The 20,502-nt window shown below is 65.2% G+C and carries 19 protein-coding genes and 1 pseudogene; 15 read left to right on the top strand and 5 right to left on the bottom strand.

Going from position 1 to position 20,502, the window contains the following annotated elements; all coding sequences use genetic code 11:
• The first annotated feature begins 14 nt into the window (after window positions 1-14).
• From ACQPW1_RS10675 to ACQPW1_RS10655, 5 genes are all read left to right on the top strand, one after another.
• Window positions 15-1,517: a hypothetical protein gene (locus ACQPW1_RS10675; RefSeq protein ID WP_433662565.1), complete on the top strand. Its 1,503-nt coding sequence runs from the start codon at window positions 15-17 to the stop codon at window positions 1,515-1,517.
• Window positions 1,518-1,652: 135 nt separating this feature from the next.
• Window positions 1,653-2,654, top strand: a complete 1,002-nt coding sequence (locus ACQPW1_RS10670; protein WP_433662564.1) for an iron-containing redox enzyme family protein — start codon at window positions 1,653-1,655, stop codon at window positions 2,652-2,654.
• Window positions 2,655-2,685: 31 nt separating this feature from the next.
• A complete protein-coding gene (locus ACQPW1_RS10665; protein WP_433662563.1) occupies window positions 2,686-3,339 on the top strand; it encodes a HemK2/MTQ2 family protein methyltransferase in 654 nt (217 codons plus the stop codon).
• On the top strand, window positions 3,317-3,544 hold the full coding sequence (locus ACQPW1_RS10660; protein ID WP_433662562.1) for a CDGSH iron-sulfur domain-containing protein: 228 nt from the start codon (window positions 3,317-3,319) through the stop codon (window positions 3,542-3,544). Before ACQPW1_RS10665 ends, ACQPW1_RS10660 begins: the two co-directional genes overlap by 23 nt.
• Before the next feature lie 39 nt (window positions 3,545-3,583).
• The gene (locus ACQPW1_RS10655) at window positions 3,584-4,537 is read left to right on the top strand and encodes an APC family permease (RefSeq protein WP_433662561.1); all 954 of its coding nucleotides are present in this window, start codon (window positions 3,584-3,586) and stop codon (window positions 4,535-4,537) included.
• Between the two features lie 290 nt (window positions 4,538-4,827).
• Here the strand turns inward: ACQPW1_RS10655 and ACQPW1_RS10650 are convergent, their stop codons facing one another.
• On the bottom strand, window positions 4,828-6,300 hold the full coding sequence (locus ACQPW1_RS10650; protein ID WP_433662560.1) for an FAD-dependent oxidoreductase: 1,473 nt from the start codon (window positions 6,298-6,300) through the stop codon (window positions 4,828-4,830).
• A 178-nt stretch (window positions 6,301-6,478) separates the two neighbouring features.
• Here ACQPW1_RS10650 and ACQPW1_RS10645 point away from each other — a divergent pair, with 178 nt between their 5' ends.
• Window positions 6,479-8,653, top strand: coding sequence for a catalase (locus ACQPW1_RS10645; RefSeq protein ID WP_433662559.1), 2,175 nt, complete (start codon window positions 6,479-6,481; stop codon window positions 8,651-8,653).
• A gap of 331 nt (window positions 8,654-8,984) precedes the next feature.
• Here the strand turns inward: ACQPW1_RS10645 and ACQPW1_RS10640 are convergent, their stop codons facing one another.
• Window positions 8,985-10,082 carry a carboxylate-amine ligase gene (locus ACQPW1_RS10640; RefSeq protein WP_433665199.1) on the bottom strand — a complete coding sequence of 366 codons (1,098 nt, stop codon included), beginning with the start codon at window positions 10,080-10,082 and terminating at the stop codon, window positions 8,985-8,987.
• A gap of 134 nt (window positions 10,083-10,216) precedes the next feature.
• Between ACQPW1_RS10640 and ACQPW1_RS10635 the strand changes: the two genes are divergently transcribed.
• The 4 genes and pseudogenes from ACQPW1_RS10635 to ACQPW1_RS10620 all read left to right on the top strand — a co-directional run.
• On the top strand, window positions 10,217-11,212 hold the full coding sequence (locus tag ACQPW1_RS10635; RefSeq protein ID WP_433662558.1) for a SigB/SigF/SigG family RNA polymerase sigma factor: 996 nt from the start codon (window positions 10,217-10,219) through the stop codon (window positions 11,210-11,212).
• A gap of 367 nt (window positions 11,213-11,579) precedes the next feature.
• Entirely contained in the window at window positions 11,580-12,674 is a 1,095-nt protein-coding gene (locus ACQPW1_RS10630; protein ID WP_433662557.1) for a glycosyltransferase family 1 protein, read from the top strand.
• Window positions 12,671-13,786, top strand: coding sequence for a glycosyltransferase (locus tag ACQPW1_RS10625; protein ID WP_433662556.1), 1,116 nt, complete (start codon window positions 12,671-12,673; stop codon window positions 13,784-13,786). Before ACQPW1_RS10630 ends, ACQPW1_RS10625 begins: the two co-directional genes overlap by 4 nt.
• A pseudogene (locus ACQPW1_RS10620) lies at window positions 13,783-14,601 on the top strand (glycosyltransferase); the annotation flags it as partial. The gene ACQPW1_RS10625 and the pseudogene ACQPW1_RS10620, both read left to right, overlap by 4 nt.
• 212 nt (window positions 14,602-14,813) lie before the next feature.
• On the opposite strand, the gene ACQPW1_RS10615 reads toward ACQPW1_RS10620, so the two are convergent.
• On the bottom strand, window positions 14,814-14,927 hold the full coding sequence (locus ACQPW1_RS10615) for a DUF6374 family protein (RefSeq protein WP_433665198.1): 114 nt from the start codon (window positions 14,925-14,927) through the stop codon (window positions 14,814-14,816).
• 258 nt (window positions 14,928-15,185) lie between these two features.
• Here ACQPW1_RS10615 and ACQPW1_RS10610 point away from each other — a divergent pair, with 258 nt between their 5' ends.
• Entirely contained in the window at window positions 15,186-15,629 is a 444-nt protein-coding gene (locus tag ACQPW1_RS10610) for a hypothetical protein (protein ID WP_433662555.1), read from the top strand.
• Window positions 15,630-15,743: 114 nt separating this feature from the next.
• Window positions 15,744-15,983, top strand: coding sequence for a hypothetical protein (locus ACQPW1_RS10605; RefSeq protein WP_433662554.1), 240 nt, complete (start codon window positions 15,744-15,746; stop codon window positions 15,981-15,983).
• Between the two features lie 551 nt (window positions 15,984-16,534).
• Here the strand turns inward: ACQPW1_RS10605 and ACQPW1_RS10600 are convergent.
• Complete coding sequence (locus tag ACQPW1_RS10600) at window positions 16,535-17,221, bottom strand: O-methyltransferase (protein WP_433662553.1); 687 nt, start codon at window positions 17,219-17,221, stop codon at window positions 16,535-16,537.
• Window positions 17,222-17,306: 85 nt separating this feature from the next.
• Between ACQPW1_RS10600 and ACQPW1_RS10595 the strand changes: the two genes are divergently transcribed.
• The 3 genes from ACQPW1_RS10595 to ACQPW1_RS10585 all read left to right on the top strand — a co-directional run bounded on the left by ACQPW1_RS10595 (window position 17,307) and on the right by ACQPW1_RS10585 (window position 19,289).
• On the top strand, window positions 17,307-18,098 hold the full coding sequence (locus ACQPW1_RS10595; RefSeq protein ID WP_433665197.1) for an AraC family transcriptional regulator: 792 nt from the start codon (window positions 17,307-17,309) through the stop codon (window positions 18,096-18,098).
• A 269-nt stretch (window positions 18,099-18,367) separates the two neighbouring features.
• Window positions 18,368-18,787 carry an IS5 family transposase gene (locus ACQPW1_RS10590; RefSeq protein ID WP_433662552.1) on the top strand — a complete coding sequence of 140 codons (420 nt, stop codon included), beginning with the start codon at window positions 18,368-18,370 and terminating at the stop codon, window positions 18,785-18,787.
• Complete coding sequence (locus ACQPW1_RS10585) at window positions 18,768-19,289, top strand: IS5 family transposase (protein WP_433665196.1); 522 nt, start codon at window positions 18,768-18,770, stop codon at window positions 19,287-19,289. Before ACQPW1_RS10590 ends, ACQPW1_RS10585 begins: the two co-directional genes overlap by 20 nt.
• A 69-nt stretch (window positions 19,290-19,358) precedes the next feature.
• Here ACQPW1_RS10585 and ACQPW1_RS10580 read toward each other — a convergent pair whose 3' ends face one another.
• Window positions 19,359-20,279: a hypothetical protein gene (locus tag ACQPW1_RS10580; protein WP_433662551.1), complete on the bottom strand. Its 921-nt coding sequence runs from the start codon at window positions 20,277-20,279 to the stop codon at window positions 19,359-19,361.
• Window positions 20,280-20,502: the final 223 nt, after the last annotated feature.

Here is a 20,502-nt window from a genome sequence, read left to right as displayed (position 1 = left end):
TGGTGGGTCGAGGCGTGGGAGGGTCTTACATGGTGGTGCCGCACGAGGTCCCGTTGGGGCCTGGGGTATTCGTGAACCGGGAACCGGACTTCCAATGGGTGGACGGATTCTGGTCGGGCACCGCGCGTGTCGACGTGTGCACCGGCCTTCCCGGCGTCGGTAAGACAGCATTCGTGCGGCGAAGCGTCGAAAAGGCGCGGGCGGCAAGCATGTTCACCGATGGTGATCTGCACGTGGATTTCGGGGTCGTACAGGGCGAGCGCATGTCGGTCGAGGACGCCTTGGCGGCGTGCTTGACGGCTTTGGGTGTCGCTACCGAGGTGCTGCCGGCCTCCCTGGCGAGTCGGGCGAATCTGTTGCGTAGCAAGACCGCGGATGTTTCTGTGCTGATCGTGCTGGAGAACGTGACCGATCCAGCTCAGGTGACGCCGTTCATCCCGATCGGCCCGGCGAGCGCGGTACTGGTGACCAGTAGTAGCCGGCTCAGCGAGCTGATCGTCGATGGCGCCGCCGCGCATCACCTCGAGCCGCTCGACGGTGCCGCAGGAGCGCACCTGATCACCGAACTGGTCGGCGCTCGTGCTCGCGCGGATACTGCCGCCGTCGCCATGTTGGTTCGCCAGTGCGCTGGACTCCCGGTGGCATTGAAGATCGTCGCCGCCAAGCTCATCGCTCGTCCAGGGTTGTCCATCGCCTCGGTAGTCACCTCGATCGCCGCGGATGAGCGCGGGCTCGCCCCGTTCTCGGTGGCCGGGTGGGACGCCGTGGCGGCGGTTTTCTCGGACGCCTACGTCTGTTTGGACACCGAATCTGCCCGGCTCTACCGTTTGCTCAGCGTCTATCCCGGCCGGGACCTGACAACGGAGACAGCCGCGGTCTTGGCCGACCGTGATGTCGCGCGCACCGATGCCGCCGTCGACGTCTTGATCGAGGCAGGATTGCTGATCGAGGATTCCGGGCGGCGGCTTTCGTTGCACCCACGGCTGCGGCGGCACGCGACCCAGTTGTCCGCCGATGTGGACACCGATAGCGACCGCGAAGACGCGGCGCGCCGGTTTACTGAGCACCTGCTGGTGCGCTCGGTGTTCGCGGACCGGGCGGTGCTGGGCACGCAGCGTTATCGATGCACACCCGACAGTGTGGTCGCGGCTTATCGTTCGCCGTTCGAGGGCGACGACTCCTACCGGCGGGCTCTGGAGTGGCTCGACGGTGAGCGAATGAATCTGCTTGCGGTGCAACGGAGCCGGAATCACGTCTCCAACTGCACGACGACCATCCCGGCCTCGACGTCCACATCACCCACCACCATGACAGCCTTATTCAAATCGCAGGCCTTTGGTTCGTTTCGGTGTGCCCGTGCGCGCTTCGACCGAGGGCTTGAGCACTTCGGCAAGCGTGAGCAGTCTTGTGGAGATCCGCGAAGACCGGGTTCATGTCATCGGTCGCCCCGGCGCCACCGGACCCTCAAGTTCGTCGATGTAGAAGCGAACAAGTCTGCCGACGTCCGCCGAGGGTGATTCCCAAGGCCCGCGCCACCCTTTCGCCGAGCACACTGCGCACCGACAACACACAGGGTTGCCCCGGATGGAAGACACCTGCAAAGTCTCTCGGACTCTACGCGTCGAACGCCTCGGCCGGGGTACGCCGACACTATGACTACCTCCCACGACACCGAGGTCGGTATCTTGCCCGCACCGCGCGGTGAGCTGTCCGCCGGGATCATCGATGTGTTGTCCCGAGCTCCCGGCAGCGCCCCGCCGCCACTGCCCGAACTCGAACCCTACGGCGAGGACTTCCAGCTGGCTCTGCATACCTGCTATGAGCTGCATTACCACGGATACGAGGCGGTCGACGACGGCTGGGAGTGGGATCCGGGATTGCTCACGTTGCGTTCGGCCATGGAGCAGCACTATCTGCGGGCCTTAAGCGACGACGTCGACGGCGGGACCGATCTGCACGCCGAGCTCGAGCGGTTGCTGGCGGTACCGACCGACGAGACCGGGGTCAGCGCGTTCCTGCGCGACGAGGGCGAATTGTGGCAGCTGCGTGAGTATTTCGTGCATCGGTCGATCTATCATCACAAGGAAGCCGATCCGTATGCGTGGGTGATTCCGCGGTTGCGTGGTCAAGCGAAAGCTTCGCTGGTCGCGGTGGAATTCGATGAGTTCGGCGGCGGGCGCGGCGAGCGCGTGCATGCGCGGCTCTACGCTGACCTGCTGGCCGGTGCCGGGCTGCATCCGGGCTACCTGCACTATCTCGATGTCGTTCCCGCGCCCATGCTCGCGCTGGTCGACATGATGTCGTTGTTCGGTTTGCATCGCGCCTGGCGCGGCGCGCTGGTCGGGCATTTCGCCACCGTCGAGATCACCTCGCCGCCCGGGGCCGCCCGGATGGCCCAGGCATTGGGCCGCTGGGACGCCGACCCTGCCTGCGCGCTGTTCTACAACGAGCACGTCGAAGCCGACGCCGTGCACGAGCAAGTGATGCGCGAGGCGATCGATGCTCTCCTGGATCGCGAACCCGGCCTGCGCGCGTCGGTGGTCCTCGGAATCCAGGTGACCAACCTGCTCGAGGACCGTTTCGCCGATCATCTTCTCGGCCGCTGGCGGGCCGGCGACAGCTCGTTGCTGACTCCGCTCGCCGACCGTGATTAAACCTCGAACGTCGGGGCATCTCCGCTAGGTGATGTTGATCCGCACCCCCAACATTTACCGACCACAGTCGGACACCTGGTTACTCGCCGAGGCGCTGGCCCAGGCGGCGCTACCCCGCGGCGGGCAAGCAGTAGACATCTGTTCCGGCACCGGCGCGCTGGCAGTGCGCGCTGGGCTGGCCGGAGCGCGTTCTGTCACCGCAGTGGACATCTCCCGCGCGGCGGCCGCCACCACCTGGCTCAACTGCCGCGTGCACGGCATCAAAGCCGAAATACTCTACGGCGACTTCGAAACAGCCCTGGCCACCCGCCGATTCGACGTACTACTGGCCAACCCGCCCTACGTTCCCGCCCACGACCGCGTGCCGGTGCGCGGACGCGCCCGCGCCTGGCACGCCGGCCACGACGGCAGATCGATACTCGACCGCCTCTGCACCCTCGCCCCCACCCTGCTGGCCGACTACGGGACCGCACTGATCGTGCACTCCACCGTCGCGGACCCGGACCTGACCATCACCCAGCTGCGCGACGGCGGACTCAAGGCCGCCGTGGTCGCCCGCGCGACGATTCCTTTCGGACCGGTGATGCGCCGGTGCACGAACCACCTGCTCGCATCGGGCCTCATCCAGACCGGGCAACAATACGAAGAATTGGTGGTGATCCGTGCCGACAAAACCCGGAAATGACCGGCGGCGAATAAGGTTCACCGATGACGGACCCGCGCTCATCGAAGGCCCAGTCGAAGTGATTCGCGCGGACGGCACCCGCATGACCTGCGACCGATTCCAGGTCGCCCTGTGCCTGTGCAAACGTTCGAAAAACTACCCGCTGTGCGACACCAGCCACCGTCGACGCAGTCGCAGTCGCAGTCGCAGTCGCAGTCGCGAATGATTCTCCGGCATTTCAGCTTCGGCACCGACCTGCTGGGTATTGGCACCGCATGACTGTCATATTCGCGGTATCAAGGAGTCGCTCGGCGCCAATGTGGCGGCCGCCCTGGTGGAACTCGGTGGCTTGGTCTTGATCATCGGCTTGGGCGGCTGGGTGATCCTGCGGGGCGACGCCGATCTCGACCGGCTCACCCAGGTGGGCACCGCCGACCACGGCGCGATCGGGGCCGTCCTGGCCGGCGCGGTCTTGGCGTACTACTCGTTCGTCGGATTCGAGACCTCGGTGAATCTGGCCGAGGAGGTCAAGAATCCACGACGGTCCTATCCGATCGCCCTCTTCGGTGCGCTGCTCACCGCGGGTACGGCGTATGTGCTGATCGGCGTGGTCGCCAGCGCCTGCGTGCCCGCCGAGGAGCTGAGCCGGTCCAGCGGGCCGCTGCTGGAGGTCGTGCGGGTCGCCGGTGCAATACCGGAGTGGTTGTTCAGCGTGATCGCGCTGGTCGCCGTGGCCAACGGCGCCCTGCTCACCGGCATCATGTCGTCCCGGCTGGCGTACGGTATGGCCAACGACGGCCTGCTGCCACCAGTTCTCGGCCGGATCCTGCCCGGCCGACGCACCCCATGGGTGGCGATCCTCACCACCTCCACGCTGTCGTTGATCCTGGCGCTGACCGGTGAAGTCGATTCATTGGCAGCCACTTTGGTTTTGTTGCTCCTGTTCGTCTTCACCGGCGTCAACGCGGCCGTGCTGGTCTTGCGGCGGGAAGCCGGCGAGCCCGGCCACTTCCGGATCCCGACCGTGGTTCCCTGGCTCGGCTTGGCCTCCTGCCTTTTCCTGTTCACCCGGATCGACGGCGAGGTCTGGCTGCGCGGGCTCGTGCTGGTCGCCTTGGGCGCCGCGCTCTCGGTCGTGAATGCCGCCCGCGCCTGCCGAGCGAGCGCAGCGGTGTCCGAGCGCCCGCAACCCACACCCGGCTCGCCGGCCGATCGCTGACCGGCTAGGTTGCGGGAGGGTTTCACGATGCTGTTCCACCAGGACTCCAGGCGGGCCAGTGCACCACTACCGCGCCCTCTGAATCGGTTGCAGCTGCGGGGTTTCGGTGGGCTACCCCGAGCCTGCGCGTCGGGATTCTGACGGTTGGTGAGGTCGGACGTTGTCACGAAATCTCCGATCTTTTGCTAGCAAGGTTGTGCTACAAGATTGGGGTGCGCGCAAACTGGCTACCGCGGGTTTCTCAACCGTCGCGGAAACTCAGGCGAAGGCCATGCGGCCATACGATTCCGTCAGTCTCGCGGTGTCAACGCGCGAGTCGCGGGTCCTTCGAGCACGCTTCCGTCCGGGGCGAAGCGCGAGCCGTGCAGCGGGCAATCCCAAGTCTTCTCGGCGTCATTCCAGCCGACGATGCCGTAGAGGTGCGGACATATCGCCGACACCGTGGTTGTCTTGCCATCCACTGTGCACGTCGCCACCGGCCGAAGATCGGACCGCCGCACCCGGCCGACACCTTCGGCAGGTGCGATCCCGTCGCCATGGAGTTCGGCACGCAACCAACCACTCACCATCGCCAGCCCCACACCACCGTTGGTTTTGGCCGCCGTCGCCAGGCCGGCGAGTTCGCGTGGACGCCAGGTTTCCAGCACGCGGGCCCACTGCGGGTGTCCGCCGAATATCCGGCCGGAAATCGCCAGTGCCGCGGCTACCGCGTTGGTCATGCCCCACTTCGAATACCCGGTCGCCACGAGCACGTGATCGCTGCCCGGCAGCAGCGGGCCGACGTAGGGCAGTCCATCGATCGGCGAGTAATCCTGGGCCGACCAGCGGTGGGTCAATTCGGCTCCGGGCCAATATGTTCGAGTCCATTCGATCAGGTCGTCCACCTGGGACTGTGCTGCGGACTCACGTCCGACGACATGTCCGTTGCCGCCGACCAGCAGCAGGTCGCCGCGTGGGTCCGGGGCGTAGCGCAGCGACCGCGTCGGCTGGTCGGCGGACAGATACATCCCGTGCGGGACCGGGCCGGGCACCTCGAACGCGAGCGCATAAGAGCGGTCCGGCTCCAGCCGAGCGAAGAACCCGCCGCGGTCCAGGATCGGGGTGCCCGTCGCCAGCACCACCGTCCCGGCCCGGATGTCGCCGTGTTCGGTCTGCACGACGTCACCTTTGACACCGGTGACCCTGGTGTTCTCGAAGATCACCGCACCATGCGCTTCGGCGGCGTCGGCCACACCGCGCAACACCGCCATGGGATCGAACTGCGCTTGATCCTCGACACAGACCGAGCCATATGTCGGGAACGGCAGCTCCAATTCATCCACCCAGCGCGCATCGAGGCCGCCGACGCGGCACGCCGCGAGCTCGGCTTCCACCCGCGCGGTGCCCGACGGCGTCTGGGCGTAGGTGAACGCGGCTGCCCGCTGAGTGTCGATGCCATGGTCGGCGCAAAAACGCAGCAACCACTGTTGCCCTTCGCGATTGGCGTCGACATAGGCGCGCAGCGTCGCCTGGGAATGCTTTTTCGCGATACTCGACAGGTGGGTGCCCTGGAGCAGGCTCAGCTTCGCGGTCGTGTTCCCGGTCGCGGCGGCGCCGAGACTGCGTGCCTCGAGCAACGCCACCGACGCGCCACCACGAGCCAGCAGCAGCGCTGTCGTCACGCCGGTGAGACCGCCACCGACGACGACATGGTCGAACCGCGAACCGGCCCCGAGAGTCGGATACACCTTGCCGTGTGCTCGATCCAGCCATAAGGAAGTCACGACGGGCGAATGCCCGCACCCGATCTCGCGAAACGACGCTCCGCAAGCTGTTTGTCTTCCCGGCGGACGGGCATAGCTGGTCCGGCGGTCGGAGAAGGCACCTGCCGACATCGGTTCGCGTTCGTGACCGCCGCCAAAAGAGCGTTTCGTGCCAGTTCGATCACAGGAGGGTTGTCGAATGCCCGGATCCACCCGCCGTTCGAAGGCCAAGTCGCAGCCCATCGCGCCCGGCGTACCTGCCAGTGCGGCGGCATCAGTGGCAGAACCGACCACGGCTCGTGAGCCGTTGCCGCCGAAACCCGACCAGGCCGCGCCGCGCCCGAGCACGCCGACCGGGGCACCGGTCGATGCGCCGGTCGAGGCAATGCGCCAGCAGGGACCTTTTCTGACGACGGCCCAGGGCGCCCGGCTGACCGATACCGACCATTCGCTGAAGGCAGGCCCACGCGGGCCGGTGCTGCTGCAAGACCATCATCTGCGGGAAAAGATCACCCACTTCGATCACGAGCGCATCCCCGAACGGGTGGTGCATGCCCGGGGCGCGGCGGCGCACGGCGTGTTCGCTGCCGACGGGGCCGCGGCGAAGATCTGTTGTGCTTCATTGTTCGAAAAGGGCAAGGAGACACCGGTTTTCGTGCGTTTCTCCACTGTGCTCGGCTCGCGTGGGTCGGCGGACACCGTGCGCGACACCCGTGGATTCGCGACCAAGTTCTACACCGATGAGGGTGTCTTCGACCTCGTCGGCAACAACATCCCGGTGTTCTTCATCCAGGACGCCATCAAATTCCCCGACATCATCCACGCGGCGAAACCGCACCCGGACCGCGAAATCCCGCAGGCCCAAAGCGCCCACGACACCTTCTGGGATTTCGTCACGCTGCACACCGAGGCCACCGCGCACACTCTGTGGAACATGTCCGATCGTGGGATCCCGCGCTCCTATCGGATGATGGAGGGCTTCGGGGTGCACACCTTCCGCCTCATCAACGCGCGCGGCAAGACCGTCTTGGTGAAATTCCACTGGAAGCCGAAACTCGGTGTGCACTCCCTGCTCTGGGAAGAAGCGCAGATCGTCGCGGGCGTCGATCCGGACATGCATCGCCGCGATCTGGCAGATGCCATCGAATCCGGTGCCTTCCCGCAGTGGGATCTGGGCGTACAGGTATTTCCCGACAACGACGAGCAGACCTTCGAGGGGATCGATCTGCTCGACCCCACCAAGCTTGTACCGGAAGAGCTCGCGCCGGTGCAGGTCATCGGCACGATGACGCTCAATGCCAATCCGTCGAATTATTTCGCCCAGACCGAACAGGTCGCATTCCACCCTGGCCATCTGGTTCGCGGGATCGACCATACCGACGACCCGCTGCTGCAAGGTCGCTTGTTTTCTTACCTCGACACCCAGATCTCACGGCTCGGCGGCCCCAACTTCGCGCAACTCCCGATCAACCGGCCACACGTGGGCATCCACGACATGTTCCGCGACGGAATGCACCAGACCGCAATACATTCCGGCGTCGCACCCTACCGCCCGAACAGTCTCGACGGCGGCTGCCCGTTCCTGGCCGGCAACAGAGAAGCCGCACTCATCGAATATCCGGAGGCCGTCGCGGGAAAGAAGGTTCGTGAAGCTCCGAAGAGTTTCGATGACCACTTCAGTTCCGCCAGGATTTTCTACGCCAGCCTGACACCGCTCGAGCAGGCACATGTCGCCAAGGCCTACACCTTCGAATTGGGCAAGTGCTACGAGAAGGCGATCAAGCAGCGGGCCGTGGCGGTGCTGCGGCAGATCGATGAACAGCTCGCCGACACCGTCGCGACGGGCCTCGGCCTGCCGGTGCCGGGAAAATCACGCAAGAAGAAGGTGAAGGTGCAGGTCTCCCCCGCGCTCGCGCAGATCGGCGGCACCTGGCCCAGCGACGGCCGCATCATCGGCATCTTCGCCGACGCGAAGACCGACCTCGCGGACCTGGCCGCCACGGTGGCCACCATCGCCGATCAGTCGATGACGCCGTTGGTCATCGCGCCGCACGGAGGTGAGCTCGGCGAGGGCGCCCAGCAGGTAACTGTGTCGCGCACCCTCGACACGGTCCGCTCCGTCGAGTTCGACGCACTCGTGATCGCGAGCACCGTCGAAGACCTCCGGCTCACCCTACTGTTGCAGGAAGCGCACCGTCATCTCAAGGGCATCGGCTACACCCCTGCCGGAGCCGACGCGATCCGCTCCGCCGGAATCGCTGACCCCTCCGCCGGTGTCGAAGCGGCAGACACGGTTGCCGCAGCGTTCGATGAGGTCTCCGCCCTGTTGCCAGAGCATCGAGTGTGGGCCAGGGCCACCGAATACAACGACTGATCGAAAAGGCTGTCCGTCGCCGGCCACGCGTGGCCGGCGACATGTGCTGGCGTGGCGGACAAGCCCCACGCCGCGGTGCGGGGTAACGAGTCACTGCCCGCACCGCGGCACCGACGCATGCTCGATAGTTGCGTACGGGGTCGGAGCCGAGCGCGCACGCCCCCACCGTCCGTTACTCACGCCGGTGTTGCTGCGCCGCATCGGTTTCAGCGTCCGCGCTCAGTGGTGTCGTCGTGGTGCTCGCGCGGCGCGCTGATATGGCAGTTGCGGATAGTGTCCGATCCGCTATGTGCAACTCATCCGCGCGACGGCCGCTTACCTCGGCGGCTCGTCAGCATCCTTCCAAGGTGGCTGCGGTGAGTTCGCCGATGACATCCGCGATGTCGCCCTCCGCGCGCAACGCCGCGACCTGTCGACGGGCACCGTTGCCTCGATGCAGGACCGACGTCAGGGTCTCGGTGACAAAGGTGCGTGCGTCGAGTTGTTCGAGAGCCGAGGAAGTGTGCTCTACCAGCGCGGCCGTCAGCGCTCGAATCGGCGTGACCCGTCGACTGACGGGGTCGAGGCCGTCTCCGTCGAGGCCGGAACGAGCGGCATTCCAATACGCGGCTCGTAGTACTTCGTCCGGCACTTGCGGCGCGCCCTCGCCCTTCTCGATCGCTTCGAGTGCCGTCATGGCCGTGGCCCGGATCAAGGTGGCCAACAGGACGGTTTCCTCGATAGTCGCCGGCACATCGCGCACCCGGACCTCGGCAGTCGGGAATGATTCCGATGCGCGGATATCCCAATACACCATCTTTCGGTCGAGGATGCTGCCACTGGATTGCATCATGTCGATCAAACCGTCATAGTCCGCTATCGACTCGAAATACGGCGGCGGGCCCGCACTGGGCCAGCGGCGCCACAGAATGCTGCGCCAGCTGGCATAGCCGCTTTCAGCACCGCGATAGATCGATGAATTCGCGGTCAATGCCAAGTAGACCGGCAACCAGGGCCGCAGATGGTTGCTGACTTGTACTGCGACCTCACGCTCCGGGATCCCGACATGAACATGACAACCCGACAGTCCCTGTTCGCTGGCGAGCATGCCGAACTCCCGAGCGATGCGTTGGTAACGCGGGGTGTCGGTGACCGGAAACCGGTCCGGCACCGTTGGCGGGATCGCGACCGCGAGCAGACGCACGTCGTTACGTTCCGCGCACTTGGCCACGTCGCGGCGCAATTTCGCCAGTTCTTCCAGCAGCTCGACAGTGTCGCTATGCACGCCCGTGCTGGTTTCTACCTGGCAACTGGTCAGCTCCAGTTGCAGCTCGACACCGATATTTTCAGCTGTCTGTGCCACCTCGGTGTTCTTCGGGACGGGGGCACCCGTGGCGGGATCTACCAACAGAAACTCTTCTTCGACACCGACGGTCACCGGGGTGGTCATGCCGGGAATATGCCCCGTCATCAGCACGACAAACAGCCTGTCAATCCAGGAGCGGGCCTGGCCCTGGATTTCGACAGTGATCATCGCGCCCGTCGCCGTCGCCGTCGCCGTCGCCGTCGCCGTTGGCGTTGGCGATGGCGATGGCGATGGCGATGGCTGCCGCGCCCGCCCGTTCTATCGCCCGTGCAGAGCTCGGATCCGGTCACCAGGTTTGTACGTCCCTTTGTCGGTTATTCGTCCCACGTCGAGTCGGTACAGCAAACCGCTGGCTCGGCGAAGCCCGAGGGAATAGGAGCCCCTCGATGAACTCCGCTGTGCAAACTCACCCGGCCACTACCGCGAACAGGGCGAACGGATACGACAATCTCGAACCGTGGTTCGAGAGACTCGCCGCTCTCCCTGCCGACGACCCGCATCGGCAACAGCTGCGCGACGAAATCGTGTGCCGCGCGCTCCCGCTGGCCACGCATATCGCCCGCCGCTTTGCCCGTCGTGGTGAACCCCTCGATGACCTGCAACAGATCGCTCGCGTCGGACTGCTGCTGGCGGTGGAACGCTTCGACTACACGCGAGGGCCGACGTTCCTCAGTTTCGCGATTCCCACGATCATGGGCGAGGTTCGACGCCATTTTCGCGACCGCACGTGGGCACTGCGCGTCAGCCGTACGCTCAAGGAAATCCACGCCCGGCTCGGACCGGCTACCGAAATGCTCGCGCAGCGGCTGGGCAGGTTGCCCACCGCCCGCGAACTGGCCGTCGAACTCGACGTCGAACTCACCGACGTGACCCAGGCGATGAGTGCGGCCGATTGCTATAAGACCAGGCCGCTGGAAAGCACTCTTCGCGAGGACGATTCCGACTCCGGCTACATCGTCAGCACCGCCGCCCTCGGGTGCGAAGAGCAGTGTTATCACCTGCTCGAAGACGCCATGGCGGTCCGCCCGCTCATTGAGCAGCTCCCTGAACAGGAGCGCCAGATCCTTATCTGGCGCTACTTCGGTTCGATGACTCAATCCGAGATCGGGCAACGAATCGGTGTGTCTCAAATGCAGGTGTCACGCATCCTGGACCGGATCCTGACCTCGCTTCGCGAGCAAGCCCTGGCTTCCCTCGAACCGTCACCGGCATAGCGCGAACGCGGTCGGCCCGACCTACAGCTCGACAGGTTTAGCCATGCCGACAGGTGGAATGGCGCACCTAGATCAACATCGCCGCACACGAGAGCTCGATTGCTCAGGAGGTTCTATGTCGGGTCACCGGTTGGTCGACATCCGCGCGATATCGACACCCGCTGGCCGAGCCGTGATTCGCCGCCGCACCAGTGCAGTACGCGGCCCGGCCCTGATCGACACCTGAGCTGCCTCGACCGCACTGCGAAACCTAGTCACATGATCGTTCGGAAAAGGGTGCAAAAGGCATGCGGATCCGCAACGGCAAGTGGCCCGTTCACCATTCTCTCGACCTGCCCGAAGCCGTTCTCGCCGAAGCGTTGTCAGCATGACCGCTCTCGCCGGCGCGGGCACCCGCGCACGCACGACGACACTGCGGGTCGCGTCGGTGCCCGCATCACACGTCTACGTCCGGCATCTGTCGCCCGTCGACAGGGACGACGGCGTGCTGCGGCTGCCCGACCCGCAACCGGACGACGGCCGCACAGTTCCGGGCGGCTGGTGGCCACCGGTCATGCTCGACCCGCAGTGGATTCGCCGCCATCACCACACCTTCGACGTCTTCCACGTGCACTTCGGCTTCGACTCGGTCGAGACCGAAGTGCTGGCCGACATCGTCGGCGAATTGCGCGAGCACGGCAAGCCGCTCATCTACACCGCGCACGACCTGCGCAACCCACACCAACCCGATCCGCGTAGCCACCGCGAGCAGCTGGACGTACTCATCCCGGCCGCCGACGAGATCATCACGCTCACCCCCACCGCGGCGGCGCAGATCGAACAGCGATGGGGTCGAAGACCCCACGTACTGAGTCATCCGCACGTCGTACGGCGCGAACTCGTCGAGCGGCCCCGGCCGGCACAGCCGTTCGTGCTCGGCGTGCACGCGAAAAGCCTGCGCGCCAACATGGATCCACTGCCGATCCTGAATGTTCTCGCCGACACCATAGCCAATCTGCCCGGCGCGGTGCTGCGCATCGATCTGCACGAGGAACTCTTCGAGCCGGACAACCACTGGTACAACCCGGACGCCGGGGCGGCCCTCGTCGACTTCGGCCGCCGCCCCGGAGTCGAGGTCCGAGTCCACGAATACTTCACCGATGACCAACTGTGGCAGTATCTTTCGTCGCTGACCGCGTCGCTGCTGCCGTACCGCTTCGGCACCCATTCGGGTTGGCTCGAAGCCTGCTACGACCTCGGCACCGCGGTCATCGCACCGAGCTGTGGCTGCTACGCCGCACAACGGCCTTGTGCGGTCTTCGATTTCGACGAGACACGGTTCGACGCCGGTTCGCTGGAGCGAGCGGTTCGCGCTGTGTATGAGGGCAGCGCCGAACGCGCCGACTGGCCCACGCGCCGGGCCGAGCGCATCGAGTTGGCGGCCGCGCACCGCGTCATCTACGAACAGGCACTGTCCCGATGACCGCGGGCGAAAGCGGTTTGTCCATCGCCTTGCTCGCCTCGAACCGGCATCCGATCAAGCAACCCTTCGCCGGCGGGCTGGAAGCGCATGTGTGGCACCTGGCCCGCGCCTTGCAGGCGCGCGGTCACCGGGTGACCCTGTTCGCCGCCGACGGCAGCGACCGCGCGGCCGCGGAGTCGGCATTGCGGGTGCGCGAATTCAGCCCCAGTTCCGCCGCGGCCGCCGATTCTTCGATGCAGCCCAGACAGTTCCTCGCCGACCATCACGCCTACCTGACGGTGATGACCGACCTGAGCGCGATCGGGCCGACGGCGTTCGACATCATCCACAACCACAGCCTGCATTATCTTCCGGTAGCGATGGCCCCCGTGCTGGGCGTGCCGATGTTGACCACTCTGCATACGCCGCCGACACCTTGGCTGGAATCGGCCCTGGATGTCAGCAAGGGGCTCGGCTCGACGTTCGTAGCCGTCAGCAGACATACCGCCCAAGCGTGGCGTCATGTGGTGCGTTCTGTCGGCGTCGTGCCCAACGGGATCGACTTGGCCGCGTGGCCGATGGGGCCCGGCGGCGCCGACTTGGTGTGGTTCGGGCGGCTGACCCCGGAGAAAGGCGCGCATCTCGCGGTCGCCGCCGCGCGCCGCGTCGGGCGGCGGCTGCACCTGGCGGGCCCGATCAGCGACGCCCGATATTTCCGCCAGAGCATCGAACCCGGTCTCGATGAAAACACCCGCTATCACGGCCATCTCGACCAAGCCGCGCTCGCCCGGCTCGTCGGCTCCTGCGCGGTCGCGCTCGTCACCCCGCTGTGGGATGAGCCGTACGGCTTGGTCGTCGCGGAGGCGCTGGCCTGCGGCACGCCGGTCGTCGCGTTCGAACGCGGCGGCATTCCGGAGATAGTGGATCCGGACTGCGGCAGGCTCGTCGCACCCGGCGACATCGACGCCATGGCCGCGGGCGCGGAACAGGCCGCGGCACTCGCGCGCACCGATGTTCGCGCCCGGACGGTGGCTTCGTGCGGCATCACCGCCATGGTCGACGCCTACCTGCACCACTACCACCGACTCATCGCCACCCCGACCTACGGCGAAACCCGAGAGGGAGCAGCATGATCGGCTACTACATCCATCATCACGGCGCCGGTCACCTCGTTCGGGCCCGCACCATCTGTGCCGAACTCGCGGCACCTGTCACCGTCCTCACTTCCCTGCCGATCGGAGACTCGGCCTTCGCCCGGACCGTGGCGCTGCCCGCAGACAACACAGCGACCGAGGTAGTGGATCCCACCGCCGCCGACCGACTGCACTGGGTCCCCAAAGGTGATGCGGGTCTGCGTGATCGGATGACGACCATCTCGGACTGGATCACTGCCGAACGGCCCGCCGCCCTCGTGGTCGACGTGTCCGTCGAAGTCGCGCTGCTGGCCAGGTTGCACGGCGTGCCCGTGGTCACCATGGCGCTGCCCGGAACCCGCACCGACGCCCCGCATAATTTGGTGCACGACATCGCCGATGCGCTGATCGCAGCCTGGCCACGAGCGGTCTATGACCCGCCCTGGCTGCACACCTACGCGGACAAGACCCATTACATCGGTGGCGTCAGCCGGTTCGCGGCACGACAACCGACCGCCAGGACAGGCCGACCGGTCCGGCCGACCGTGCTGGTTCTGGCCGACGCGGGCGGGGCGAGTTTCACTGCGGCCGAGGTTCGCCAATGCGCTGACCGCCATCCGCAATATAACTGGTGCACAGCGGGTTTGGGTGAGTGGGTGGACAATCCCTGGCCGCAGCTGTGCGCGGCCGACGTGGTCATCGCACATGCGGGGCAGGGTGCGGTCGCCGATATCGCGGCAGCCGCCAAACCCGCGGTGTTCATTCCCGCGGACCGGCCCTTCGGCGAACAGCACGCCACCGCAACAGCTCTCGCCGCTGCGAGCCTCGCGGTCACCACCGACGCATGGCCCGAAGTGCACGAGTGGCCCGCACTGATCGAGTCGGCGCTGCGCTTGGACGCCGGGCGCTGGCGCGAGTGGCACACCCACGGCGCCGCGGCCCGGGCCGCCACCGTCATCTCGGCGAGTACTACCAAAACCCCAAGTTGGCCAACGATGCACATTGCCGACGCCGGACCACGCAGGGTTCACCTCGGCCCCTCCGCGATCTTCCCAGCTGCGTTCTCAAGCTGCTCAGGCGGCAAGTACTTGCTGAACGCTGCCGCGTCGAGCAGCTGCCCACGGACCTGTTCGAGGCTCATCCTGGCCCAGTCCTGGTTTGATGACAGGTCGAAGTTGTCACCATCCCCCGAGTTTCCTACGCAGATGTCAGTAGGCATCAGTGCGGGCTTCGCCTCAACTATTCGTGACGCGACTAGTTGAAGATGTAACGAGAACTGAGGTCAAGCGATGTGACTGATATCACATTCCGGCCAGTCGGAATGTCGTTCTAAGGAAACATCATGAACATAGTTCGTCTCGCCGCCCTGCTCAGTGGACCCGTCCTTGTCGCTGGGGTGATGCTGACCGCTGCTGCACCTGCACAGGCGGTTGACACCGACCACGGATGCCCATCGGGAAGCACCTGCGGCTATCTCACCGCGACCGACTACTCCAACAACCATCCAGCGGTTATGGCTCGGGAGCCCACCACCGGCACGAGCGCGGCTGTGAGGTTTTCCGATACCGGCGACGCATCGGCAAGTGGCAGATTCGAGGCCGGTGGGAGCGCTAACAATCGCGTTGCCTATAACTTCACCGATCCGATGTACACCTCCGAGGGCAATTTCGTGCTCATGATCCCCGGCGTGCTCTGCGTGTATGTCCCCGACACCAGCGACGAGCAGGCGCCGGACACCACCGAAACGCTCCCGGATAGCCGCCCGATCACTGCGGTGCAGTTCGGCCAAACCGCGGCAGAAGCGGACGCGATCAGCGTCACAGCCCTGGGCAACTGCGGCTGACAAGCACGGGAACGGCGAACGGCAGGCCGTTCAGTGTGTTGAATGAGATAGCGAGGCCCTCGGCGTCGAAAGTTGCCGAGGGCCTCGCCGTCCGAGCCGTCCTTTGTCGGGGCGGTGGCTTTCAGGGTTCATGTTCTCGACATATGTGTTGTTTTTTCGGCGAGTTCTACCGGAACCCCCTATCTGCGCTGCACCGATGGCACCACCTACCGGCTGCCCTCGGCGCTGCAGGAATGGGCGACGACGGTGATGGGGGCCAATCACGCGCTTAAAGCCGCGGGGAACCCCTCGCTGTTTCCCGGGCAGGTCGAGTTCGGTGTCCTGCATGGCGGGGTGTACGCCGAACTGCTGTAATCCGGCACTCGCGGACCCGAGCTGGTACCGGCATGAGGCAGAGCGGCCCGCCTACGGTGGCGTCATGGTCAGCGGACTCGACTGCCCGGCCAGCGGCAACGCCGCAGCGAGCACCGGAGCTAGGGCATGTCTCCCAATGGGGTTTTGTGAATCGTGGCTCGGCTGGCCCGCCATCTGACAGCGAGCGAGGCTGGTGTCGATGCGGCTGCTGTTGTGAGTCCGGTGGGTGTTGCTCAAAGCTGAGGGGGCTGGAGTGTTGGTCTGGCTGGAGGTGATCCTGATCGAAGCCGGTTCGCCGGACATGGTGCTGGGAGTTCGGTCGCTTCGTGGCTGTCGTGTGTTGTGGGTGGGCAACCGCGGGAGGGGCCGGGGCGGAGCCCGCCGTGTGTTTTGTGGGGGCTGCGCCCCCACAAAACACACACCAACGAGTACGGCCCATGCTCTCCATGAGCATGGGCCGTGCACGAGTTGGTGTCCGGAGGGGGACACGACCACTATGGCAGTTCCGGCCGCAGGCGACTTCGGAAACTATCTGCCGTAGCGCGGAAGGGTTATCCGGCGTCGTGGATGCCGACCAGTGTCGAACCCTTGAACGGCAGCCGAGTCGATCGGTACGGGGAACATGAGAGACGTTCGGTGACCGGTTTCAGCTCGCTGCCGAATTGCGAGACGTTGTCGACGACGACAATCGCGCCCGCGGCGAGGTTCGGCTCGACGATCGTCAAGATCTCATAGGCCAGCGTGGGCCAGCCGTCGAGCAAGAGGAGATCGACGGGTCGATCGAGGTCGCGCAGTGTCTCACGGGCGTCTCCCGCACGGATTTCGACATGGTCCGAGAGTCCCGCCGCGGCAAGATTTTTGCGGGCCTCAACCACCTTTCCCGGCACCTGTTCGGTGCCGATCACGCGTCCACCGGCACCTGCGTCGCGGACTGCGGCGGCGAGGTGGATCGTCGACACACCGAATGATGTACCGAATTCGACCACGCACTGTGCGCGCTTCGCTAGAGCGAGCAAATACAGCAGATTGCCCTGCGCCCCGCTGATGGGCAGCAACTTGTCATCGAAGAGGTGCTCGTCCCTGGGCGGGGAGACGGGCCTGCCGAGAAGCATGCTGGGCAGCCTGGGCAAATAGTGCGAAATCAACGTCGCGAATTGGCGCTTCGACTGAGCGTACAAACGGTCGACCACCGCCGCGGCGGTGGGATCGAGCAACGAAACGTGGGGTGTATCGGTCACTGTCTGGCCTCCTTCCAGGCAAGACTAGGTGCGGACGGTACGGCTGAAGTAAGCTATTTCTGCCATGAAATAGCGAGGAGCTGCCATAACTGCCGCCTATATAGATACGGCCGTCCACCTGCCACCGGGCCAGACCCTCGTCGCTGCGAGCGGGCAGGAGGCGAAAGGGCGCAGCTCCATACCGCATAGGCACCCGGAGGGGCAGCTCCTCGGCTCGATGAAAGGCCTGCTCTCGGTCGGCACCGAAGCGGGTGTCGCGGTGGTGCCCGCCACTCACGCCGTGTGGTTTCCACCGCATCAGATGCACTGGGTCCGCTCGCATGGACCGATGGACGCATGGACGGTCTACGTGGCGCAGCATTCGTGCGACCAGCTTCCTCGCACGATCCGCACCGTCCGCAGCTCCATGTTGCTGCGCGCGGCGGTACTGCGCGCCGCAACATGGACTGCAGGCCCTCACGACGCCGCGCAGGAACGACTCTGTGCGGTGATACTCGATGAGATCGCGGGTCTACCCGTGGAATTCTTCTCTTTGCCGCTGCCTCGCGATCAGCAAACGCTACGTGTCGCCCAGGCGTTGCTCGCCGATCCCGCGGATATCCGCGGGATCGCACAGTGGGCTCGTCTGGTCTCGGTCAGCGAACGAACACTGAGCCGCCGTTTCGTTGACGAGACCGGCTTCAGCTTCTCCAGCTGGCGTCAACGTGCACGCCTGCTCCGATCACTGGAGATGCTCGCAGCCGGACAATCCGTGACGACGACCGCGCTCGACCTCGGCTATTCCACTGCCAGTGCTTTCATCGCTGTCTTCCGACGCACATTCGGCCAAACCCCCGCCTCCTACCGTTCACGCCCGGTCGATGCCCCGGGGCCGTGACGAGCTCTCTGACACGCGCCACGCATACGTGTCACCGATGACGTGAATCTGTGCGCGAGAGGGGATTTGCGCCCCTCTGTCGATGGAGATCAGGAGCTAGGTCAAGTTGTCGACATCGGCGGTGTAGAACCGACGCAGCACGAGCCGATCGGTCTCCAGAAGCACATCCACAAGCAGACCCCTCCCATGAACGATGGTCAGCGGCCATCCTGTCCGGAATCGAGCAAGGGGTCCAACGCTTTTCGACAATCGGCCCATCGTGCTGAAGTATGATCGCCGTGGTTTCGGCGGTTGGTGACCGGTATCGGGTGTTGGCGGATGGACAGTGGGAGTTGCTGGAGCTGTTACTACCGAAATCTGAAGGGCGCGCGGGCCGTAACTTCGCCAACAATCGCAGGGTGGTGGAGGGCATGCTGTACCGGCTGCGCACCGGGATCCCGTGGCGTGACCTGCCGGAAGCCTTCGGACCGTGGAAGACGATCTGGAAACGGCACCGCCGCTACGCGGGTGACGGCACCTGGGACAAGGTGCTGACCGCGTTGCTGACCCTGGCCGACGCCACCGCCAACCTGGACTGGGTGATCTCGATCGATTCCACGATCGTGCGCGTGCATCAACACGGGGCGAACCTGACCCGCCACACAGGGGGCACCATCGAATTACAAGAATCTGCTCGACGAGCCGGCTGACCACGCAATCGGCAGCTCTCGCGGCGGGCTGACCACGAAGACGCACCTGGTCGCCGACGGTCACGGCCGCGGCCTGGCAGTGCTGATCACGCCCGGTCAGGCCGGAGACAGTCCGATGCTGGCCGACATGCTCGACGGTGTGAAGGTGCCTCGTCTCGATGCCGGGGCTCCCCGCACGACTCCGGACGAGTTGATCGGCGATAAGGCGTATTCGGCGGCAGCCAACCGGAAGCTGTTGCGCCGCAGACGCATCAAGGCAGTGATCCCGGAACGAGCCGATCAGGTCACCAACCGCAAACGCAAAGGCCGCTCCGGCGGCCGAGCACCGGACTTCGACCGGGACACCTACAAGCGCCGCAACGTAATCGAACGAGCCTTCAACAAGGCAAAACAGTGGCGAGCCATCGCAACTCGCTACGACAAGCTGGCCCTCACCTATCGAGCCGGATTCGCGCTGGCCCTGGTCATCGAGTGGCTCAAGCTATTGGGCGACACACCCTAGGTCGTCGATGGTCTGGAATCGGAAATGCTTGACCTACATTTCCATGCCGTTCAATCCCCGATATGACCCCTAATCACCCGGCCACGGCTCCGCACTGTCGCCCAGGGCCAGGCCGTTGCAGATGGCCTGGGAGATTGCCCGGGCGCTAGGTGTGCCGGGTTGGGGCTGCTTGGTCAGGCTCCAGATCGACATGCCGCCAGCATCTCGGGCTTTGACCTCATTGGCCAGCGCATCGACCTCAGCCAATGTCACTACGTGGCCGCCCCATGACTCGGGCGCGACTGCGACGCCGAGCAGGATCGGTCCCGCAAAATAATTCTGGTAGGCGGCCAGGGCCTGCTTCGGGTCGTATGCGGTGCCGGCGTCATAGGCGCTGATGTTCAGTCGGGTGATCGAGCCGGCGACGTCCGAGCGCAGCAGAGCGAGCGAAACTCCGGTCCAGGCGCTTACTGGTTGGGAGTCGGCCCACGACCCCTCGCCGTAGGCACCCACGTGCATAGCGGCGACCGAGAGAGTCGATCCCGCGGGCAGGCCCTTGGATAGCGCCCGTACGACCGCGATGGACTCCTCATCCGTGCTACACACGATCTCACCAGCGTTTAACCGGCACCCCGGATCGGTTGGCTCCCAGCAGACCTCGACACCGTTGAGGCCGAAGTGGCTGACGAACTCGGCAATCGCCGCCACGTTCAGCTGAGACCAGTTGGTGTAGTCGCCACCGCCGATGCCGACGAGTATCTCGACGTCGGGATTGCGTTGGCGCAGTGCGGACAGCGCCCCGCGCAGGACACTCGCCTCGTATGAAAATTGCAGGCCGGTCCCCTCAAACGTGTCACCGCCGGAATAGGTCGAGTCGGGCATCATGTACGACAGAATGATTGTGCCGATGTACGACGGATAGTTGGCCAGATTCGACCGGGCTGCCTCGGATACCCCCGGCTCGGCCCAGGATTCGAGGTAGGCGGCGTAACGATACGGTGTTGACGACATAACACGTCTCCCATCGGAAATGGTTCGGCGAACTGCTCATCTGACACTAAGCATGGTGCCAGGTCTCGGCCGCGACCGCGTGGTGTACGAGCTGGCGACAGCGCAATTCGTCGAGCGTCGAAATATCCTCTGCCAGAAGGTAAAGCACGGTCGGGACCGCCGACCGGTCTCTACTAAAACAGGACTCTCATGTACAAGTTCGGTGATTACGTCGTGGTCGGCT

It is taken from the genome of Nocardia sp. CA-128927 (genome assembly GCF_050955855.1).
GTDB lineage: Bacteria > Actinomycetota > Actinomycetes > Mycobacteriales > Mycobacteriaceae > Nocardia.
This window is presented reverse-complemented; position numbering and strand designations above follow the sequence as displayed.